Here is a 20,688-nt window from a genome sequence, read left to right as displayed (position 1 = left end):
GCCTGTTTTTAGGTTATTTTTATACGAAAAAGTGCTGGCTATCACAGAAACATGCCATCGCAATACCGGACAGCGCGGTGATTGTATTCAAAAGGTGAATGTCGTATAACATAGCGCTACCGAGGGGTGTCCCGTGAGGGCTGAGATGGCGCAAGCCGAACCCTTTGAACCTGATCTGGGTCATGCCAGCGAAGGGACGGGTCGGCAATTTTGCCTGCATTACCGCCATTGCCTGTTCACACCCCTGCACGCCCGGATCTCCCCTGAATGACTGGAGGTCCTGTGATTGTTCCCGCGTTTAGCCATGGTCTTTACGGCCGTTTACGCCAGCTGGCCGCCGCTGACTGGCAGCACTATGTGGCGCATCCTTTCGTCCAGCAGCTTGCCGAGGGCACCCTGGCGGAAAGCGCGTTTCGTCGCTACCTGACCCAGGATTATCTGTTTCTGATCCACTTTGCCCGCAGCTACGCGCTGCTGGTGAGTAAATTGCGCACGCTGCCGGAGATGCGGGCCGCGGCCGCCTCAATGAACGCCATCCTCAACGAACTGCCGCTGCACGTCGGTTACTGCGCCCGGTGGGGCATTAGCGAGCAGGAGATGGCTACCCAGCCTGAAGCGCCGGAAACCATTAACTATACTCGCTACGTGCTGGATATTGGCCACTCGGGTGACGCGCTGGATCTGCTGGTCGCGCTGATGCCCTGCGTAGCCGGTTATGCGGAAATCGGTCTCGGCCTGCTGCAGCATCCCGCCACCCGGCTGAACGATAACCCCTACGCCTCGTGGATCCGCAACTATGGCGATGAAGGCTATCTGCACGGCGTCAACGCCGCGCTGGCGCTGCTGGAAACGGTGTGGCAGCAGCGCGGGAGCGAGGCCCGGCTCACTGAGCTGAGCGAGATTTTTACCACCGCCACCCGCCTTGAGGCGCAGTTCTGGCAGATGGGCCTCAACGCGGCGGCGGAGACCCGGGCGTGACGGCGCCGGGTATCGAGGTCCGTGGCCTGAGCCTGCATTTCGGCGACCGCCGGCTGTTCGACAACCTGTCGTTTACGGTCCCCGGCGGGCAGTGGGTGTCGCTGCTCGGCGCCAGCGGGGCTGGCAAAACCAGCCTGCTGCGGGTAATGGCCGGTCTGGCGCCCGCCACCCGTGGAGCGGTGGTCGCCAGCGATGGGCAGCCGATTCAGGGCCGTCTGGCGTGGATGGGGCAGAAAGATCTGCTCTACCCCTGGCTGAGCGTCCGGGACAACGTCGCCCTCGGCGCGCGGCTGCGCGGTGAAAAAGTCGATCGCGCCCGGGTCGCCGCCCTGCTTGACCAGGTGGAGCTCTCGTCCTGCGCCGACGCCCGGCCGGCAACCCTCTCCGGCGGCATGCGTCAGCGCGCCGCGCTGGCCCGCACCCTGTATGAGGATCGCCCCATCGTGCTGATGGATGAGCCTTTCTCGGCGCTGGATACCCTCACCCGCACGCGCATTCAAACCCTGGCAGCCACCCTGCTGGCTGGTCGCACGGTGGTGCTGATCACCCACGATCCGCTGGAGGCCTGCCGGCTGAGCCACCGCCTGCTGGTCCTCTCGGCGGCCGACGGCGACATCGATGACAGCCATCACCTCGCCGGCACACCTCCGCGCGCGCCGGACGCGCCCGATCTCTTGAACAGCCAGGCCGCCCTGCTGCAGCAACTGATGAGGGCTCATCCATGACCGGACGTCTCTGGCGGGGAGGTATGGTGTTCTGCGGGTTGATGATCCTCTGGGGTCTGGCCAGCCGCAGCGGCATTCCTCACTTTCTTTTACCCTCCCCGATGGCGGTCGCCGAGGCGCTGTGGGTTAATCGCGCCTATCTCGGCTGGCACACGCTTATCACGCTCAGTGAGATCCTGAGCGGCCTGGCGCTGGGCGTAACGCTCGGCGTCTCGCTGGCGCTGGGCATGATCCTCTCTCCACGCCTGCAGCGCTGGCTGATGCCGCTGGTGCTCACCAGTCAGGCGATTCCGGTCTTTGCCCTCGCCCCGCTGCTGGTGCTGTGGCTGGGCTTTGGCATGAGCGCCAAAGTGGCAATGGCCGTGCTGGTGATTTTCTTTCCAGTGACTTCCGCCTTCTTTGATGGCTTGCGACGGGTCAACCAGGAATATCTCGATCTGGCGCGCAGCATGAACGCCTCCTTTGGCGCTCAGCTGCGGCATGTCCGCCTGATGGCTGCCCTGCCCGCGCTGGGCTCGGGCCTGCGGATGGCGGCGGCGGTGGCGCCCATCGGCGCGATTATTGGCGAATGGGTCGGCTCCGCTGAGGGGCTGGGCTACGTCATGCTCAATGCCAATGCGCGGCTGCAAACCGATATCTGCTTCGCCGCGCTGTTTATTTTAGTGCTACTGACCCTCCTGCTGTGGCTGGCGGTAGATACCCTGCTGCACCGGCTGATCGACTGGTCACCGGAATAAAGATGAAGTAATAAAGGAAAACAGATGAAAAAGTCGCTTTTCGCCGGGGCAACCCTGACGGCTCTGTTCAGCGGCCACGCGCTGGCCAATGAACCGCTGACGCTGGTGCTGGACTGGTACATTAACCCCGACCATGCGCCGATTATGGTGGCCGAGCAGATCGGCGCCTTTAAGGCTCAGGGGCTGGACGTCAAGATTGTCCCTCCCTCCGATCCCGCGCTGCCTCCCCGCATGGTGGCCGCCCGTCAGGCGGATCTGGCCATCACCTACCAGCCGCAGGTGCACTTCTTCGCTGACGAAGGGTTACCGTTGGTGCGCGTCGGAACCCTGATTAACTCGCCGTTGAACACAGTGATCGCCCTGGATAAGCACATCAAAACTCCGGCAGATCTGCAAGGCAAGAAGGTGGGCTACTCGGTCAGCGGCATTGAGCAGGCCACCCTGTCGACCATGGCGCAACACGCGGGTATCGATCCGGCCAGCATCAAACTGGTTAACGTCAATTTCCAGCTGACCAGCGCCTTGCTGGCGGGCCAGGTGGACGCAGTCATCGGCGGCTATCGTAATATAGAAGCGCAGGAGCTGAAGCTGCAGGGCAAAACGCCGGTGGTGATGAACGTCGAAGATTATGGCGTACCGACCTATGACGAGCTGGTGATTGTCGCCCATCGCGACGCGATTCATGAGGCCAGGATCCGTAAATTCCTCACCGCCCTGCAGGCCGGGGTGAGCTATCTGCGCGCCCATCCGCAGGAGAGCTGGGAGGCGTTTGCCGCCGCCCACCCGGAGCTGAAAACCGAACTCAACCACCAGGCGTGGCTGCAAACCGTGCCGCTGTTCGCCACCGATCCGGCGGCACTGGATAAACCGCGCTATGAAGCTTATGAACAGTTTTTATATAACAATAAGTTGGTGAAAAAAGTCACACCTTTAACAAATTATGCGGTTGAACTGCATTGAGTCTTGCTATCGCTGACGGAACGCATGCCGTCAGCGTTTTAACGCAGCGGCAATAAAAATATAGAGACTTTCTCACTAATAATTACACTTTAAAGGGTTATCGTGACACGCAGTTGTTCTATTATAATTCAGCAGGTTACGTTAATTATTACCCCGGTAAGAATAACGTCAAAATAGCGCAATCAATAAAACGTTGAATGCGGATTTAAAAAGCCATATATTGTGCGCGCTTTATGAATGCCAATTCAATTCCTTAGACCAATTATTCAACCAGCGTTCAACCGCAATGCTGGTTGTGGGAGTGATATGATGACGGATAAAGTCCGTATTGATACTTTACGTGCCGATTTATTAGACGCAAACAACGAAACCTTTTTGGCCCGTCAGGCCGAATTCGAATCGAATGTCAGGAGTTACCCGCGTAAGTTACCGCTGGCTATCACTAAAGCTGAAGGCGTGTGGCTGACGGATGCGGATAACAAACAGTACCTGGACTGCCTCGCGGGCGCCGGTACTCTCGCTCTGGGCCACAACCACCCTGATGTATTGCAGAGCATCCAAAGTGTCATTACCAGCGGCTTGCCGTTACATACCCTCGATCTGACTACCCCGTTAAAAGATCGTTTCTCCGAATACCTGCTCTCTTGCCTGCCGGGCGAAGGGAAAGAGTATTGCCTGCAGTTCACCGGTCCTTCCGGCGCTGACGCCGTGGAAGCCGCGCTGAAACTGGCGAAAAAATACACTGGCCGTACGGCGGTGATCAGCTTCTCCGGCGGCTATCACGGGATGACCCATGGCGCGCTGTCCGTCACTGGCAACCTGTCGCCGAAAGCAGCGGTTAACGGCATGATGCCGGAAGTCCAGTTCATGCCTTACCCGCACCTGTATCGTTGCCCGCTGGGCATCGGCGGCGAAGCCGGCGTGAAAGCCCTGACCTACTACTTCGAAAACCTGATCAACGACGTGGAGAGCGGCGTCCGTAAACCGGCGGCGGTGATCCTCGAAGCCGTGCAGGGTGAAGGCGGCGTGAACCCGGCGCCGGTCGAGTGGCTGCAGCGCATCCGCAAAGTGACCGAAGAGCATGGCATTCTGCTGATCGTCGATGAAGTGCAGGCTGGCTTTGCCCGTACCGGTAAATTCTTCGCCTTCGAACACGCCGGTATCCAGCCGGACATCATCGTGATGTCGAAAGCGGTCGGTGGCGGTCTGCCGCTGGCGGTGCTGGGCATTAAAAAACAGTTCGACGCCTGGGAACCGGGTCACCACACCGGCACCTTCCGCGGCAACCAGCTGGCGATGGCTACCGGTCTGACCACCCTGCGTCATCTGCGCGACAACAAGATTGCCGACAAAGTCGCTGCCCAGGGCGAGTGGCTGAAAGGCAAACTGGCCGAGCTGCAGAAACGCTACCCGGTCATTGGCCACGTACGTGGTCTTGGTCTGATGATCGGTATCGAAATCGTCAAGCCGAACGAAGCTCAGGATCACATGGGCTGCTACCCGGCTGACGGCGAACTCTCTGCCCTGCTGCAGAAGAAATGCTTTGAAGCGGGCCTGATCCTCGAGCGCGGTGGTCGTCACGGCTGCGTGCTGCGTCTGCTGCCGTCCCTGCTGATCAGCAACGCGGAACTGGATGTGTTCCTCGACAAATTTGAACAGGCCCTGCTGGCCGCCGGCGTAAAGCCGGTCTGAGTGGAGTCAGTGACCACCATGTCCACATTGAATCCGATTCTTGCTGGTTCAGCGCAGAGCGTTGAGGCCTATCAGCAGGTTATCGAGCAGACCAGCCAGGCCGTTGTGCAGTGGCTGAAGCAACCTGAGATGTATCAGGGGAAAAGCGTTGACGAGCTGCGTGAGCGTATCTCCCTTGAATTTAACGAACAGGGTTTGGGTAACCAGGCGGCGATTGATCGTGCGATCGAGTACTTCCTGAAAGACAGCCTGTCGGTGCATCACCCGCAGTGCGTGGCGCACCTGCACTGCCCGAGCCTGGTGATTAGCCAGGCGGCGGAAGTGTTGATCAACGCCACCAACCAGAGCATGGACTCCTGGGACCAGAGCCCGTCGGCAACCATCATTGAGATGAAGCTGATTGAATGGCTGCGCGCCCGGGTCGGTTATCCGGCTGGCGACGCCGGCGTTTTCACCAGCGGCGGCACCCAGAGCAACCTGATGGGCCTGATGCTGGCGCGCGACGCCTTCTTTGCCCGTCAGGGGCACTCTATCCAGCAGGATGGGCTGCCGGGGGATATCCGCAAGTACAAAGTCTTGTGCTCGGAAAACGCCCACTTCTCGGTGCAGAAGAACATGGCGCTGATGGGCCTCGGCTACCGCTCGGTCACGCTGGTGAAAACCGACGAATTCGCGCGGATGGACGTGTCCGATCTGAAAGCGAAGATTGCGCAAGCGCAGGCTAACGGCGAGCAGATCATGGCGATCGTCGCCACCGCCGGCACCACCGACGCGGGGGCTATCGACCCGCTGCGCGACATCGCCGGTATCGCTGCGGAGCATCAGATCTGGCTGCACGTTGACGCAGCCTGGGGCGGCGCGCTGCTGCTGTCTGAGCAGTATCGCGACTACCTTGACGGTCTGGAGCTGGTGGATTCCGTTACCCTGGACTTCCACAAGCAGTTCTTCCAGACCATCAGCTGCGGCGCCTTCCTGCTGAAGGACGCGCGCCATTACGAGCTGATGCGTTATCAGGCGGCCTATCTGAACTCCGAGTTCGATGAAGAACACGGCGTACCGAACCTGGTGTCTAAGTCGCTGCAGACCACCCGTCGCTTCGATGCGCTGAAGCTGTGGATGGGTCTGGAAGCGCTCGGCCAGAAACAGTATGCGGCGATCATCGATCACGGCGTCACAATGGCGAAAAACGTGGCGGAGTACGTGAAGTCTCAGCCGACGCTGGAGCTGGTGATGCAGCCGCAGCTGGCGAGCGTGCTGTTCCGTTCCCGTCCGGCGCAGATGGCGCAGAGCGACGCGGCGGCTATCGCCCTGCTTAACCAGCGTGTCGGCGATGCTCTGCTGGCTTCCGGCCGCGCTAACGTTGGCGTGACCGAGCACAACGGTGTCACCTGCCTGAAACTGACCCTGCTGAACCCGGTGGTGACGCTGGATGACGTGAAGGTGCTGCTGAACCTGGTGGAACACACCGCTCAGGAGCTGCTGGCGCAATAACCTGCCTTGGCGAGGCGGCGCCTGCCGCCCCGCTGTCAGCCTTGCCTGCAATAAGCCGATAATGCCCTTATCGGCTTTTTTATTTCTTTCCGCGCCACTGACGTTCTCTGCTCCCTGGCTGGTCGCAGGGCCCGTTGACGCCTGCCTTTCGCGATGCCACAGTACTATCCCGAAAATAACAACGTTCAGGATAAACATCCTGAAAATGAGGATGATGATGGAGAAACGCTTACCGGGGCTGGATCTCGACGCCCTGCGCAGCTTTGTGACCGGCATGGAGTGCGGCAGCTTCGCCCAGGCAGCGCAGCGCCTGTCGCGTTCCACTTCCGCCGTCAGCGCCCAGCTTAAGAAGCTGGAGAGCCAGTGCGGTGCGGCGCTGGTGGCCAAACAGGGGCGGCATCTGGTGCTCACCGCGGAAGGCGAAAAGCTGATGAGCTACGCCAGACGACTGCTGGCACTCAATGATGAAACCCTGCGCGCGCTGCAGGGCGAGCGGCTCACCGGCGAGATCCACCTTGGTATGCAGGAAGATTTTGGCGAATCGCTGATGCCGGGGATCCTTGGGCAGTTTAAACGGCACCATCCGCAGGTGCGGATAGTCGCCAGGGTGGACCGCAATACTCCGCTACGCCAGGCGCTGGCGGAGGAGACGCTGGATCTGGCGCTGCTGTGGCAAACCGAAGATCAGGGCCCCGGGCTGGGTCGCTGCCCGCTGGCGTGGATTGCGCATCCTGACCTGGATATTGGTGCTCTGCTGGCGTCCGGTGAGCCGCTGCCGCTGGTGATGTTCGATAGCCCGTGCCTGATGCGCTCTCGCGCTATTGCCTGTCTCGATGCCGCGGGGATCCCCTGGCAGGTGGTGTTCGTCAGCCACAGCCTGAACGGCATCTGGGCGGCGGTACAGGCTGGCCTGGGGCTGACGATACGCACCCGCATTGGCATGCCCGGCAACCTGCGCACCGTCGCCGGGCGACTGCCATCGCCAGGGAGCCTGGCCGTTAACCTGCAACAAACCACGCGAGAGGGACAGCATTCCGCCGCCGTGGCGCTGCTCGGCGAGCTAATGACCGAGGCCCTGCAGGGGTGGGTCGAGATGTGACAGTGTCACGCCACTTCCATTCACCCTAACCCTCTCCCTGAAGGGAGAGGGAACCGTCCGGCAGTCACCGGCAAGGGGCATTCTGCGCCGTTCCCGCTTCAATGCCCGGTGGCGACTGCGCCTTACCGGGCCTACATTCTCCCTGCGCGCTCGTGTAGGCCGGGCAAGCACAGCGCCGCCCGGCAACAGGCATCCAGCGCCTCTCCCGCTTCAATGCCCGGTGGCGGCTGCGCCTTACCGGGCCTACATTCTCCCTGCGCGCTCGTGTAGGCCGGGCAAGCACAGCGCCGCCCGGCAACAGGCATCCAGCGCCTCTCCCGCTTCAATGCCCGGTGGCGACTGCGCCTTACCGGGCCTACATTCTCCCTGCGCGCTCGTGTAGGCCGGGCAAGCACAGCGCCGCCCGGCAATGGGCATTGTGCGCCGTTCCCGCTTCAATGCCCGGTGGCGGCTGCGCCTTACCGGGCCTACATTCTCCCTGCGCGCTCGTGTAGGCCGGGCAAGCACAGCGCCGCCCGGCAATGGCCATTCTGCGCCGTTCCCGCTTCAATGCCCGGTGGCGGCTGCGCCTTACCGGGCCTACATTCTTCCTGCGCACTCGTGTAGGCCGGGCAAGCGCAGCGCCGCCCGGCAACAGGCATCCAGCGCCTCTCCCGCTTCAATGCCCGGTGGCGGCTGCGCCTTACCGGGCCTACATTCTCCCTGCGCACTCGTGTAGGCCGGGCAAGCGTAGCGCCGCCCGGCAATGGGCATTCTGCGCCGTTCCCGCTTCGATGCCCGGTGGCGGCTGCGCCTTACCGGGCCTACATTCTCCCTGCGCGCTCGTGTAGGCCGGGCAAGCGCAGCGCCGCCCGGCATCAGGTATAGGGGCTCGAGGGATCCGTCCGCCCGACGTCTACACCGCGGGTCAGGCTTTGCTCTCCTGCAGTAGCTGCTGGATCACCTGCTCCTGGCGGGCATAATCCCCTTCGCCGAAGGCGGTATAACGCAGCTGTCCGCGAGCGTCGAAAATGTAATGCGCCGGCCAGTACTGATTACCGAAGGCGTTCCAGATGGCGTACTCATTATCCGCCACCACCGGGTAGGTTATCCGCCAGTCTTTCACCGCCTGGCGCAGCAGAGGCAGCGAACGCTCCCAGGGATATTCCGGGGTATGGACGCCAATCACCACCAGCCCGGCCGCGCGGTATTTGTTCGCCCAGTCGCGTACGTAAGGCAGGGTATGCTGACAGTTGATGCATTCCCGGGTCCAGAAATCCACCAGCACCACTTTGCCCTTCAGACGCTCCGGGGTTAACGCCGGGCTGTTGAGCCACGCGCTGCCTCTCGCCAGGGAGGGCATCGCGCTGCTGGGCTGCGGCGCGGCGATGGGCTGGAGGATGGTCTTTTGCTCCGGCTGCGGCAGACGGGCGGCCAGCCGCTGCTCCAGCGCCTGACTCCATCCTCCCGCGCTTTGCAGATAGCGATCGCCGCCGCTGGCGATCAGCGCCACCGAGGCCAGCATCGCCACCCCCGCCAGCCGGCGCAGCCGTTCGCCGAACGCCAGCCCGCGACGCAGTCGGGCGATCAATGCTGCACCACACCACCCCAGCAGGAATAACATCAGCGCCCCGCCGCTGCCGTAGGCCAGCAGCAACCCGCCGGTGGTCGCCTGCCCCGGATGCACAAAGCCCAGGCTGAGTATCGCCCCCAATACCGGCCCGGCGCACGGGGCCCACAGCAGGCCCACCGCCAGCCCGGCCAGCAGCGATCCGATCCAGCCGCGCTGGCGTGAGCTGGCGTTGTTAAGCTGATTTCCCAGCGCCACCAGGGGTGAAGTCAGCCGCTGCGCGACGCGCTGCGAAAGCAAGCTCAGCCCGACAAGGGCGAAGAACGCCAGCGCCAGGCCGCGGCCTGCGAGGGTCAAATTCACCACCCAGCCGCTGGCGACCGTCACCAGCCACGAAACCGCGCCGAACATCAGCGCCATTCCAGCCAGCATAATCGCCAGCTGCCCCCGTCGGCCCCGGACGCTGGCGAACAGCAGCGGGATCACCGGCAGCGTACAGGGGCTCAGCAGGGTTAACATTCCGCCCAAAAATGCAATTAATATCGACATCGCCTTCTCCTCATTATGCCGTCGCTGCCGAGAGTGGCAGCCACGACATTACCGCAAGGGCATGTAAGGCGGATGTGTCTGGAAAGCGAGAGAATTGTCGGCTTAGTTATCCGTCTGCGCCGGAGATACAGCAGGATACAATCCCGCCGCGGCAAGACGAACGCTGGCGTCCAGGCCGCCCTGCGGGCGGTTGGTCAGACGCAGCATGCCGTTCATCTGGCTGACCAGCTGCGCAGCAATCGCCAGCCCCAGACCCGTGCCGCCAGTATCGCGATTGCGCGAGTCCTCCAGGCGATAAAACGGCTGCAACACCGCCTGTAGCGAGGCCTCCGGGATCCCCGGCCCCTCATCCAGCACATGGAGAGTGATATCCCCGGCGGCGTCGCGGGTCAGGGTTACCGTGACCGTCGTACCGAATTTCAGCCCGTTATCGATAAGGTTAGTCATCACCCGGCGCAGAGCCTGCGGTGGGATCCACACCACCCCGGCGGTCTCCTCGGGGCAAAAGCGCACCGGCCGGCCGACATCGGCATAATCGCAGACGATGGTGTCGAGAAAGGCGTCAAGGTTCAGCCGCTGGCGCGCCTCCGCCAGCGGTTGCGAGGTGCGGGCGAAGGCGATGCCCTCCCGCACCAGACGGGTCATATTGTCGAGATCCTGCAGCAGCTTATCGCGCAGTTCCGGCTGGTCGGCCATCTCCACCCGCAGCTTCATTCGGGTGATCGGGGTTTGCAGATCGTGGGAGATGGCGGCGAGGATCCGCGCCCGCTCCTGCAGATGGTCGTGGATGCGCGCCTGCATCGCGTTAAACGCGCGAGCGGCACGGCGGACCTCTTCCGGCCCCTGCTCGGCCATGGTTCCCGCCGTGTCGCTGGCCGGTTCAAGGGCATCCACCGCGCGGGTAAAGCGGGTGATGGGCAGCAACACCTGGCGAACGGCATACCAGGCGCAGGCCAGCAGGAGAACAAACTGAGCAATCAGCACCACCGGCAGCCAGCGGGCGATGGCCGGTAGCTTCGGCCACAGATCGAGAGTCAACGGGGCGCCGTCGTGGAGGGTAATATGGGCCTGAATATGCTGCCGGGGGCCGGGGATCGTCACAATACTGACCGGATACTGCGCGCTCAGCGCCTCCTGCAGGGAGCGGGCCGCGTCCCGGGCACGCCAGCTGTCCGGGTAGTCGCCGCGCTCTCCGGCGCCCAGCAGATAGCGATAGTTGCCGCGCGCCAGCTTCGGCAGCCATTGCGGGCGCTCAGCGGCCGGCAAACGGTCGAGGATCGCCACGCTGGTGGCGACATCGGAGGCCAGGTTGTCCAGCATCACGCTGCGGGCGCTGCTCATGCGCTCATAAAACAGCAGCGACAGGGTTAAAGTATTCGCCAGCAGCAGCGCCAGAAACAGCAGCGCCATCAGCCTCGACTGCAGCGAGGCGGGCCAAAACCTCATTCATGCCTCTCGCGGATGGAGACCGGCACCGACAGCACATAGCCTTCGCTGCGCACCGTTTTAATGTAGGCCGGCTCGCGGGCATCCTCCCGTAGCCGCTGGCGCAGTCGGCTCACCAGCAGGTCAATTGACCGCTCAAACAGTTCCGCGTCGCGTCCCTGGGTCAGATTCAGCAGCTGGTCGCGGTTCAGCACCCGTTGGGGGTGGTCGAGAAACACCCGCAGCAGCCGATACTCCGCCCCGCTGAGGGCGACGATGGCGCCGCTGTCATCCAGCAGGTGGCGGGCGGCAGTGTCGAGCAGCCAGTCGCCAAAGGCGATCAGCCTGCCCGCCTCGGTGATCTGCAGATTGGGCGGCAGCGCCCGGGTACGGCGTAAAATAGCTTTGATGCGCGCCAGCAGTTCGCGGGCCACAAAAGGTTTAATCAGATAATCGTCAGCCCCCATTTCCAGGCCGAGGATCCGGTCGCTGTCATCAGTGCGGGCGGTGAGCATCAGCACCGGGATATCCTGCTGCGGGTTGGCGCGCAGCTGGCGACAGAGCGTTAAGCCGTCCTCGCCCGGCATCATGATATCCAGCACAATCAGGTCAATTTGATGATTTTTGAGCACCGACCACATGGCTTTGCCGTTCGCCGCGCCGCTGGCGCGATATCCCGATTTTTCCAGATAGTCGACAATCAGTTCCCGAATATCGCGGTCGTCATCGACGACCAGGATGTGGTCAATACGCTCCAAAGGGTGCTCCTGCGGCAAAATTAACTCTTCACAAGCATAAGCCGTGTTGCCGGAAGCGCAATGTCGCGCCGCCGGCAAGGTGCGGGTTACAAACGGTCGGCGTCCACCACCGCCTGGACAAAGTCTGCCGGGTCCTCCTGCGGCGGATTATGGCCCACCGCCCCCTGCAGATCCCGGTGTTCATATTTCCCGGTAAATTTAGCCCGGTAGCTGGCGGGAGCCGGATGCGGCGCGCCGTTATTCGCCCCTTCAAGGGTGATGGTGGGCACGGTTATCAGCGGCAGCGCCGCCAGCCGTTGTTCATAGCCGGCATACTTCGCTTCCCCCTTCTCCAGCCCCAGGCGCCAGCGGTAGTTGCTGATGGTGATCGCCACGTGGTCCGGGTTATCCAGCGCCCGGGCGGTTTTGGCAAAGGTCGCATCGCTGAATTGCCACTGCGGCGACGCCTGATGCCAGATAAATTTCGCAAAGTCGTGGGTGTTCTGCCGGTAGCCGGCCTCCCCGCGCGGGGTGGCAAAATAGAATTGATACCACCACGACAGCTCAGCCTGCGGCGGCAGCGGTTTTTCGCCAATCTGCTGACTGCTGATCAGATACCCGCTCACCGAGACCAGGGATTTCACCCGCTGCGGCCACAGCGCGGCGACGATATCCGCCGTGCGCGCCCCCCAGTCAAAGCCGGCCAGATCCGCCTGCCTGATGTTCAGGGCGTCCATCAGATGGACAATATCGGCCGCCATCGCCGACGGCTGACCGTTACGCGGCGTGCTGGCGGAGAGGAAACGGGTCGTGCCGTAGCCGCGCAGATACGGCACAATGACCCGGTAACCCTTCTGCGCTAAAGCCGGCGCCACCTGGGCATAGCTCTGAATATCGTAGGGCCAGCCGTGCAGCAGGATCACCGGCTGGCCGTCGCGCGGGCCAATATCCACGTAGCCCATATTCAGATCGCCGGCGCGGATCTGTTGGATTTTGTCGAACGCCCCCGCGTCTTCAGCGGCGCAAACGGCGGCGGACCACAGGGTGGATAACCCCAGCGCCGCGGCGCTGGTATAGCGGATCAGGGATAATCTGTTCATCACTTTCTCACCTTTTATCATCATCAAGAGAGTACGTGACCAGTTAAGCGGAAATTTGTATCCGCCATGTGCCCGACCGGGGCCATTTTTATCTCTTAATGTCAGCGCTGCGCCGCGAGATACAGTGTGATACAGAGTCGAGGTTGGCAATTGTTGCGGGCATGTGAATTTATGCTTGCCCCAGGAGATAAATCCGTTACCGTGGCAGGCATTTTTCACCACTTAAGAACGCAGGAACCCGCTATGGCGATTTTTGATGGTCACAATGACCTGCTGCTGAATCTCTGGCTTCACCATCGTGAGGATCCGGTAAGCGCCTTCTTTGCCGGGATAGAAAACAGCCATCTCGACTATCCGCGTATCCGCCAGGGCGGGCTGGCCGGCGGCCTGTTCGCCCTCTTTGTGCCGCCGCAGGAGTATATCGCCCGCGTGGCGCCGCAGTACGCCAGCGAGGAGTGGGATCCGCTGGCGATCCTCTGGCAGCAGTTGGCTATCCTCAAGGCGATTTGCGCCCATGACGCCAGCCGCGCGCGGCTGTGCCTGAGCGCGGCGGATATCGAACGCTGTCGCCAGGATAACGCGCTGGCGATGGTGGCGCACATCGAAGGTGCTGGCGGGTTCGACACGCAAGGCGAAGATCTGCAGGCCTTTTATCGCGCCGGGGTGCGCAGCATTGGTCCGTTCTGGAACATCGCCAATCGCTTCGGCTGCGGGGTCACCGGCGCCTTTCCCGGCAGCCCGGACAGCGGGCCGGGTCTCACTCGCGAGGGCATTGCGCTCATCGCTCAGGCCAACGCCCTGAAGATGCAGATCGATGTTTCGCACATGAATGAACAGGCCTTTTGGGATACTGCCCGCCACTCCACCGCCCCGCTGGCGGCCACCCACTCCAATGCCCACGCCCTGTGCCCGCAGCCGCGCAATCTGACCGACCGGCAACTGCGGGCGATCCGCGACAGCGGCGGCGTAGTGGGCGTCAATTTCGGCAATGCTTTCCTGCGCGCCGACGGACGGCGTGACAGCGACACGCCCTTAACCACCATTGTCCGGCATATCGACTATCTTATTAACATAATGGGTGAGGATCATGTGGCTCTCGGCTCGGATTTTGACGGCATCACCCTGCCGGACGAGCTGGGCGATGTGGCCGGCTTACCGCGGCTTATCAATGCCTTGCGGAACAATGGCTATGATCAATTGGTGCTGGATAAGCTGTTGTGGAACAACTGGCTGCAGGTATTAAAAAATGTTTGGCAACAATAGGTTATATTGTAAACATAAAGTTAATTCCTTACATATTCCGGGTTGATCTCTCTCCCGGTGAAGCGCAATATGCGGCGGCCGTCACAGATCCACCATTATCCGTGAGGCCTGTTGTCATTTTTAAGAGGAACAAAACATGTGGAAGAAACCTGCTTTTATCGATTTACGTCTCGGTCTGGAAGTGACGCTGTACATTTCTAACCGCTAGTCGCCCCGCCCGCCGTTCGCGCGGGCATCTTCATTCATTACCCGGTCCGTCTTCATGTTAATTAAAGTCCTCGGCTCCGCCGCCGGCGGCGGTTTCCCGCAATGGAACTGCAACTGCGCCAACTGTCAGGGCCTGCGCAACGGCACCATTCAGGCCAGCGCCCGCACCCAGTCGTCGATCATCGTCAGCGATAACGGCAAAGAGTGGGTGCTGTGCAATGCCTCGCCGGATATCAGCCAGCAGATTGCCCATACCCCCGAGTTAAATAAACCCGGCGTGCTGCGCGGGACGTCTATCGGCGGCATTATTCTCACCGACAGCCAGATCGACCACACCACCGGGTTGCTGAGCCTGCGCGAAGGCTGCCCGCACCAGGTATGGTGCACCCCGGAGGTTCATGAGGATCTCTCCACCGGCTTCCCGGTGTTTACCATGCTGCGACACTGGAACGGCGGCCTGGTGCATCATCCCATCGCCCCGCAGCAGCCTTTTACCGTTGACGCCTGTCCTGATTTGCAGTTTACCGCGGTGCCTATCGCCAGCAACGCGCCGCCCTATTCGCCGTATCGCGACCGGCCGCTGCCGGGCCATAACGTGGCGCTGTTTATCGAAAACCGCCGCAACGGGCAGACGCTGTTCTATGCCCCGGGGCTGGGTGAGCCGGATGAAGCCCTCCTGCCGTGGCTGCAAAAAGCGGACTGTCTGCTGATCGATGGCACCGTCTGGCAGGATGACGAGCTGCAGGCCGCCGGCGTCGGGCGCAATACCGGTCGCGATATGGGCCACCTGGCGCTCGGCGATGAGCACGGGATGATGGCCCTGCTGGCCTCCCTGCCGGCAAAACGCAAAATTCTCATTCATATTAATAACACCAACCCGATCCTTAACGAGCAGTCTCCCCAGCGCCAGGCGCTAACGCAACAGGGGATTGAAGTGAGCTGGGACGGGATGGCTATCACCCTTCAGGATACCGCATGCTGATCACCGACACGCTGTCGCCGCAGGCCTTTGAAGAGGCTCTGCGGGCCAAAGGCGCCTTCTACCATATTCACCACCCTTACCATATCGCCATGCATAACGGCGAAGCGACCCGCGAGCAAATTCAGGGCTGGGTGGCGAACCGGTTTTATTACCAGACCACCATTCCGCTGAAAGACGCGGCGATTATGGCCAACTGCCCGGATGCGCAGACCCGGCGCAAATGGGTGCAGCGGATCCTCGACCACGACGGTAGCCACGGCGAAGATGGCGGGATTGAAGCCTGGCTGCGGCTGGGGGAAGCGGTCGGTTTGAGCCGCGACGACCTGCTCAGCGAGCGTCACGTGCTGCCCGGCGTGCGCTTCGCGGTGGATGCCTATCTCAACTTCGCCCGTCGCGCCTGCTGGCAGGAGGCGGCCTGCAGCTCCCTGACCGAGCTGTTCGCCCCGCAGATCCATCAGTCGCGCCTCGACAGCTGGCCACAGCACTATCCGTGGATCAAAGAGGAAGGCTATTTTTACTTCCGCAGTCGTCTGAGCCAGGCCAACCGCGACGTTGAGCATGGTCTGGCGCTGGCGAAGACCTACTGCGACAGCGCTGAAAAACAGAACCGGATGCTGGAGATCCTGCAGTTTAAGCTCGACATCCTGTGGTCGATGCTCGATGCCATGACCATGGCCTACGCTCTGCAGCGCCCGCCCTATCATACGGTCACCGACAAGGCGGCCTGGCACACGACCCGACTGGTGTAATCATGCAAAAAACGTCCATCGTTGTCTTTCGTCGCGGCTACCGCCTGCAGTGGGAAGCCGCCCAGGAGAGCCATGTGATCCTCTATCCGGAGGGAATGGCTAAACTCAATGAGACCGCCGCGGCGATCCTCGAGCTGGTCGATGGCCGGCGCGACGTCGCGGCGATTATCGCCATGCTTAACGAACGTTTCCCGGAAGCCGGCGGCGTCGATGACGACGTCGTCGAGTTCCTGCAGATCGCCTGTCAACAGAAGTGGATCACCTGCCGTGAGCCAGAATAAACCCGCCGTCAATCCGCCGCTGTGGCTGCTGGCGGAGCTGACCTACCGCTGCCCGCTGCAGTGTCCCTACTGTTCCAATCCGCTGGACTTCGCCCGGCAGGAAAAGGAGCTGACCACCGAACAATGGATCGCGGTCTTTCGCCAGGCGCGAGCGATGGGTAGCGTACAGCTGGGCTTTTCCGGCGGCGAGCCGCTGACCCGTAAAGATTTGCCGGAGCTGATCCGCGCCGCGCGCGACCTCGGGTTCTATACCAACCTGATCACCTCGGGAATTGGGCTAACCGAGAGCAAACTCGACGCCTTCAGCGAGGCCGGGCTGGACCATATCCAGATTAGCTTCCAGGCCAGCGATGAGGTGCTCAACGCCGCTCTTGCCGGCAATAAAAAAGCCTTCCAGCAGAAGCTGGCGATGGCCAGAGCGGTAAAAGCGCGCGACTACCCGATGGTGCTGAACTTCGTCCTCCACCGGCACAATATCGACCAGCTCGATAAAATTATCGAGCTGTGCATTGAGCTGGAAGCCGATGACGTCGAGCTCGCCACCTGCCAGTTTTACGGCTGGGCGTTTCTCAATCGCGAGGGGTTACTGCCGACCCGGGAACAGATCGCCCGCGCCGAGCAGGTGGTCGCCGATTACCGGCAGAAAATGGCCGCCAGCGGCAACCTCACCAACCTGCTGTTCGTCACCCCGGACTATTACGAGGAACGCCCGAAAGGCTGTATGGGCGGCTGGGGATCGATTTTCCTTAGCGTCACCCCGGAAGGCACTGCGTTGCCGTGTCACAGCGCGCGCCAGCTGCCGGTGGCGTTCCCGTCGGTGCTGGAGCAGAGTCTGGAATCGATCTGGTATGACTCGTTCGGCTTCAACCGTTATCGCGGGTATGACTGGATGCCGGAGCCGTGCCGCTCCTGTGATGAAAAAGAGAAAGACTTCGGCGGCTGCCGCTGTCAGGCCTTTATGCTGACCGGCAGCGCCGATAACGCCGACCCGGTGTGCAGCAAATCCCCGCATCATCACAAAATCCTCGAGGCCCGGCGTGAAGCGGCTTGCAGCGACATCAAAGTCAGCCAGCTGCAGTTCCGCAACCGTACCCGCTCGCAGCTGATCTACAAAACCCGGGAACTGTAATGACGCTGGCGACCCGCACCGTCACCTTGCCGGGCGGCCTGCAGGCCACCCTGGTTCATCAGCCGCAGGCCGATCGCGCGGCGGCCCTGGTGCGAGTTGCCGCCGGCAGCCACCACGAACCGTCGCACTTCCCCGGTCTGGCGCACCTGCTGGAACACCTGCTGTTTTACGGCGGTGAGCGCTACCGCAATGATGAACGACTGATGGGCTGGGTGCAGCGCCAGGCAGGGAATGTGAATGCCACCACCCTGGCCCGCCACAGCGCTTTCTTTTTCGAGGTCGCCGCCGAGGGCCTGGCTGACGGCGTCGCGCGCCTGCAGGAGATGCTGCAGGCGCCGCTGCTGCTCAGGGACGATATTCAACGCGAAGTCGCGGTTATCGACGCTGAAAACCGCCTGATCCAACTGCATGAGCCATCGCGACGGGAAGCCGCCGTGCGCCACGCCGCCATCGCGCCCGCGGCGTTTCGCCGCTTTCAGGTGGGCGACGCCGGGTCGCTGGGGGAGGATTTCCTCGCGCTACAGGCGGCCTTACGCGATTTTCACCGCAGCCACTACGTCGCCCGCCGGATGCAACTCTGGCTGCAGGGACCGCAGCCGCTGGAGCGCCTAGGCGAACTGGCGGCGCGTTTCGCCGCCGGGCTTGCTGCGGGCGAGGCACCGCCGCCGGCGCCGCCGATCAGTCTGGGCGAGCCCCCTGAACAGCAGCTGGCCGTCTCCAGCCAGCCCGCGCTGTGGCGCTGTCCGCTGATCGCCTTAAGTGACAATGTCACGTTACTGCGCGAGTTTTTGCTGGATGAAGCCCCAGGCAGTCTGATGGCCGGCCTGCGCCAGCGCGGGCTGGCCGAGGACGTGACGCTGAACTGGTTGTATCAGGATCAGCACTTCGGCTGGCTGGCGCTGATTTTCGCCAGCGACCGGCCGGAACAGGTCGACCGGCAGATAACCCACTGGTTGCAGGCGCTACAGCAGACGACGCCTGAGCAGCAGCAACACTACTATCAGCTGTCCCGGCGCCGTTTTCAGGCGCTGTCGCCCCTCGATCAGCTGCGCCAGCGGGCATTCGGCTTTGCCCCCGGGGCGCCGCCCACCGGGTTCGCCGATTTTTGCGCCGCCCTGCTGGCCGCCCCCACGGTCAGCCTGGCCTGCCAGACGCAGCCCCCCGGAGCAACGGTAGCCACCCAGGGCTTTAGCCTGCCGCTCAGCCGCTGGTCGCCACGTCCGGTCTCTGACCCGGCGCTGGCATTCGCTTTTTATCCGCAGGCCGCTGGCGAGCTCGTGGCCGAAAGCCCGGCGGAAGCCGCGCCACTGCGTCACCTCCCGTCACCGGGAGAGCCGCCGACGCTCCTGCTGCGACCGCCCTTCTACTGCTCGCCCACGCCGGCCGGGGGGCTGGCGCGCGGGGAACAGCTGCGTCCATTACTTGCCGCCCTGCGCCATGCCGGGGGACACGGCGAGTGGCATCTGTTCGACGGCAGCTGGCAGCTGATCCTGCAGTTGCCTGCGTCCGGCCAACGGCCGGAGGCGATTCTGCAGGCCATCGTGCGGCAGCTCGCGCTCTCGGTCGCCCCGCTGCCCCCACCGCCGGAGAGTATTGCGATCCGTCATCTCATGGCCCAGCTCCCCGAACGGCTGGGTACGTCAGCGCACCAGGAAGGTTGGCTGGCGGCCCTGATTGGCGGCAGCGCGGAAGATGCGCAGTGGGTAGCGCGTCAGCTGAGCCGGCTTACCGTCCCGGTTAATCCGCCGATGCCCGCTCCGGCCCCCTGCCGCGGCGGCGTCGAGCGGCTGGCTTATCCCCGGGGCGACACGGCGCTACTGGTCTTTCTTCCGCTGCCGGAAGGCGCTTCGCTGGCGGCCCTGCGGGTGCTGGCGCAGTTCTGCGAGCCGCCGTTTTTCCAGCGCCTGCGGGTGGAGCAGCAGATAGGCTATGTGGTGAGCTGCCGCTATCAGCGCGTTGCCGATCGCGATGGGCTGCTGATGGCGCTCCAGTCCCCGGAACGCCGTCCCGGAGAACTCCTCCGCTGCTGTAAAACCTTTCTGCGCCAGCTGGACCCCATGGATGAGGCGACCTTCAGGTTGTTACAGCAGCGGCTGGCCGCTCAGGCCCACACCCGGGTAGAGCCGCAGGTGCGCGCCCTGGACGCACTGCGCCAGGAGTATAACTTGCCGGGGGTGACGCCGCAGGCGGCTGACGCGCTGCGCGTTGAAGAAGTGGTCGCCCTGTGGCGTGAGATGACCCGCCGGCGTCGCCGCTGGCGGGTGCTGTTCACGACAGGGAATTAATGGCCGGGGTATCCGGGGTCAGAAAGTCGCTGACGAAGCGGGTGAGGATCGCCGCGGCCTGCGGGCTCTCCTGCACCTCGTCGTGTAACTGTTGCGGGTCGATGCCCTCCGCCTGCAGCACCGCCTCACGGTAGCGGATCAGCGAGCGGGCAATCGGCACGGTGAATTCCGGGTGAAACTGCGTGGAGACCGCCTGCGGCCCGTAGCGCACAATCTGGTGGGGATCGTGGGAGGATGCGGCCAGCACGGTTGCCCCCTCCGGCAAACGGGTCACGGTTTGCAAATGGCTCAAATGCGCGGGGAATGTCGCTGGCAGGCCGCTCAGCAGCGGGTCATCGACACCCCACGGCGAAAGCGCAATCGTTTTGCTGCCGCTTTCCCGCCCGGCAGGATGGTAAGCCACCTCACCGCCCAGCGCATGGGCCATCAGTTGATGACCATAGCAGACGCCGAACAGCGGCATGCCGATAGCCACCGCCTGACGGATCCAGTCGGCGGTCCGTTCGCTCCATGCCAGGCGGTCAGAAACCATTGCCCACGAACCGGTCAGCACCGCCACGGTCTGGCGATCCGGCGCCGGCAGCGGTTCATCTTCAAACACCCGCACCGCGGTCAGCTGCGCCTGCCACGGCGCCAGCAGCGTACGGAACCAGTGCGGCAGATCGCCATGCTCCTCGCGGATGGCTGCCGGCGGCGTGCCGGTCTGAACCAGCAATAATCGGTTACGTGTCACCCTTCCTCCTCGCTCCG

At 62.7% G+C, this 20,688-nt stretch carries 19 protein-coding genes and 1 riboswitch; of the genes, 14 read left to right on the top strand and 5 right to left on the bottom strand.

Annotation, left to right across the window (positions count from 1 at the left end):
• Nucleotides 1–112: 112 nt before the first annotated feature.
• A riboswitch (TPP riboswitch) is annotated at nucleotides 113–214 on the top strand.
• Nucleotides 215–282: 68 nt separating this feature from the next.
• The 7 genes from tenA to CWM57_RS02300 all read left to right on the top strand — a co-directional run bounded on the left by tenA (nucleotide 283) and on the right by CWM57_RS02300 (nucleotide 7,682).
• Nucleotides 283–978, top strand: coding sequence for a thiaminase II (tenA, locus tag CWM57_RS02330; protein WP_100630520.1), 696 nt, complete (start codon nucleotides 283–285; stop codon nucleotides 976–978).
• Complete coding sequence (locus tag CWM57_RS02325; protein WP_100675551.1) at nucleotides 975–1,703, top strand: ABC transporter ATP-binding protein; 729 nt, start codon at nucleotides 975–977, stop codon at nucleotides 1,701–1,703. The genes tenA and CWM57_RS02325 overlap by 4 nt, the downstream gene beginning before the upstream one ends.
• Entirely contained in the window at nucleotides 1,700–2,440 is a 741-nt protein-coding gene (locus CWM57_RS02320) for an ABC transporter permease (RefSeq protein WP_074385774.1), read from the top strand. Before CWM57_RS02325 ends, CWM57_RS02320 begins: the two co-directional genes overlap by 4 nt.
• Nucleotides 2,441–2,464: 24 nt before the next feature.
• Nucleotides 2,465–3,400: an ABC transporter substrate-binding protein gene (locus tag CWM57_RS02315; RefSeq protein ID WP_100675550.1), complete on the top strand. Its 936-nt coding sequence runs from the start codon at nucleotides 2,465–2,467 to the stop codon at nucleotides 3,398–3,400.
• A gap of 306 nt (nucleotides 3,401–3,706) precedes the next feature.
• Entirely contained in the window at nucleotides 3,707–5,092 is a 1,386-nt protein-coding gene (locus tag CWM57_RS02310) for a diaminobutyrate--2-oxoglutarate transaminase (RefSeq protein WP_008804788.1), read from the top strand.
• A 9-nt stretch (nucleotides 5,093–5,101) separates the two neighbouring features.
• Nucleotides 5,102–6,583: a pyridoxal phosphate-dependent decarboxylase family protein gene (locus tag CWM57_RS02305; RefSeq protein ID WP_165784124.1), complete on the top strand. Its 1,482-nt coding sequence runs from the start codon at nucleotides 5,102–5,104 to the stop codon at nucleotides 6,581–6,583.
• A gap of 205 nt (nucleotides 6,584–6,788) precedes the next feature.
• The gene (locus CWM57_RS02300; protein WP_074385771.1) at nucleotides 6,789–7,682 is read left to right on the top strand and encodes a LysR substrate-binding domain-containing protein; all 894 of its coding nucleotides are present in this window, start codon (nucleotides 6,789–6,791) and stop codon (nucleotides 7,680–7,682) included.
• 907 nt (nucleotides 7,683–8,589) lie between these two features.
• On the opposite strand, the gene CWM57_RS02295 is transcribed toward CWM57_RS02300, so the two are convergent.
• The 4 genes from CWM57_RS02295 to CWM57_RS02280 form a co-directional block, all read right to left on the bottom strand.
• A complete protein-coding gene (locus CWM57_RS02295; RefSeq protein WP_100630522.1) occupies nucleotides 8,590–9,780 on the bottom strand; it encodes a cytochrome c biogenesis protein/redoxin in 1,191 nt (396 codons plus the stop codon).
• Between the two features lie 102 nt (nucleotides 9,781–9,882).
• Nucleotides 9,883–11,226, bottom strand: coding sequence for a sensor histidine kinase (locus CWM57_RS02290; protein ID WP_074385769.1), 1,344 nt, complete (start codon nucleotides 11,224–11,226; stop codon nucleotides 9,883–9,885).
• Nucleotides 11,223–11,963 carry a response regulator gene (locus CWM57_RS02285; protein WP_004180014.1) on the bottom strand — a complete coding sequence of 247 codons (741 nt, stop codon included), beginning with the start codon at nucleotides 11,961–11,963 and terminating at the stop codon, nucleotides 11,223–11,225. Before CWM57_RS02285 ends, CWM57_RS02290 begins: the two co-directional genes overlap by 4 nt.
• Nucleotides 11,964–12,049: 86 nt before the next feature.
• Entirely contained in the window at nucleotides 12,050–13,042 is a 993-nt protein-coding gene (locus CWM57_RS02280; protein WP_100675549.1) for an alpha/beta fold hydrolase, read from the bottom strand.
• Between the two features lie 243 nt (nucleotides 13,043–13,285).
• Between CWM57_RS02280 and CWM57_RS02275 the strand changes: the two genes are divergently transcribed.
• From CWM57_RS02275 to pqqF, 7 genes are all read left to right on the top strand, one after another.
• Nucleotides 13,286–14,305, top strand: a complete 1,020-nt coding sequence (locus CWM57_RS02275) for a dipeptidase (protein WP_100675548.1) — start codon at nucleotides 13,286–13,288, stop codon at nucleotides 14,303–14,305.
• 136 nt (nucleotides 14,306–14,441) lie between these two features.
• Nucleotides 14,442–14,513 carry a pyrroloquinoline quinone precursor peptide PqqA gene (gene pqqA / locus CWM57_RS02270; protein ID WP_002905689.1) on the top strand — a complete coding sequence of 24 codons (72 nt, stop codon included), beginning with the start codon at nucleotides 14,442–14,444 and terminating at the stop codon, nucleotides 14,511–14,513.
• 54 nt (nucleotides 14,514–14,567) lie between these two features.
• The gene (gene pqqB / locus CWM57_RS02265) at nucleotides 14,568–15,494 is read left to right on the top strand and encodes a pyrroloquinoline quinone biosynthesis protein PqqB (protein WP_100675547.1); all 927 of its coding nucleotides are present in this window, start codon (nucleotides 14,568–14,570) and stop codon (nucleotides 15,492–15,494) included.
• The gene (pqqC, locus tag CWM57_RS02260; protein ID WP_008804780.1) at nucleotides 15,488–16,243 is read left to right on the top strand and encodes a pyrroloquinoline-quinone synthase PqqC; all 756 of its coding nucleotides are present in this window, start codon (nucleotides 15,488–15,490) and stop codon (nucleotides 16,241–16,243) included. The genes pqqB and pqqC overlap by 7 nt, the downstream gene beginning before the upstream one ends.
• A gap of 2 nt (nucleotides 16,244–16,245) precedes the next feature.
• The gene (gene pqqD, locus CWM57_RS02255) at nucleotides 16,246–16,524 is read left to right on the top strand and encodes a pyrroloquinoline quinone biosynthesis peptide chaperone PqqD (RefSeq protein ID WP_100675546.1); all 279 of its coding nucleotides are present in this window, start codon (nucleotides 16,246–16,248) and stop codon (nucleotides 16,522–16,524) included.
• Nucleotides 16,511–17,653: a pyrroloquinoline quinone biosynthesis protein PqqE gene (pqqE, locus tag CWM57_RS02250; protein WP_074385764.1), complete on the top strand. Its 1,143-nt coding sequence runs from the start codon at nucleotides 16,511–16,513 to the stop codon at nucleotides 17,651–17,653. Before pqqD ends, pqqE begins: the two co-directional genes overlap by 14 nt.
• Nucleotides 17,653–19,938, top strand: coding sequence for a pyrroloquinoline quinone biosynthesis protein PqqF (pqqF, locus tag CWM57_RS28005; protein WP_100675545.1), 2,286 nt, complete (start codon nucleotides 17,653–17,655; stop codon nucleotides 19,936–19,938). Before pqqE ends, pqqF begins: the two co-directional genes overlap by 1 nt.
• Here pqqF and CWM57_RS02240 read toward each other — a convergent pair.
• On the bottom strand, nucleotides 19,922–20,671 hold the full coding sequence (locus CWM57_RS02240) for a glutamine amidotransferase (RefSeq protein ID WP_100675544.1): 750 nt from the start codon (nucleotides 20,669–20,671) through the stop codon (nucleotides 19,922–19,924). The two genes, pqqF and CWM57_RS02240, sit on opposite strands and share 17 nt — an antisense overlap.
• Between the last annotated feature and the right edge of the window lie 17 nt (nucleotides 20,672–20,688).

Source organism: Klebsiella sp. G-Nf4 (assembly GCF_002810615.1).
GTDB classification, from domain to species: Bacteria; Pseudomonadota; Gammaproteobacteria; order Enterobacterales; family Enterobacteriaceae; genus Klebsiella; species Klebsiella variicola.
The sequence above is the reverse complement of the archived record's forward strand: the minus strand, read 5'-3'. Positions and strand labels throughout refer to the sequence as shown.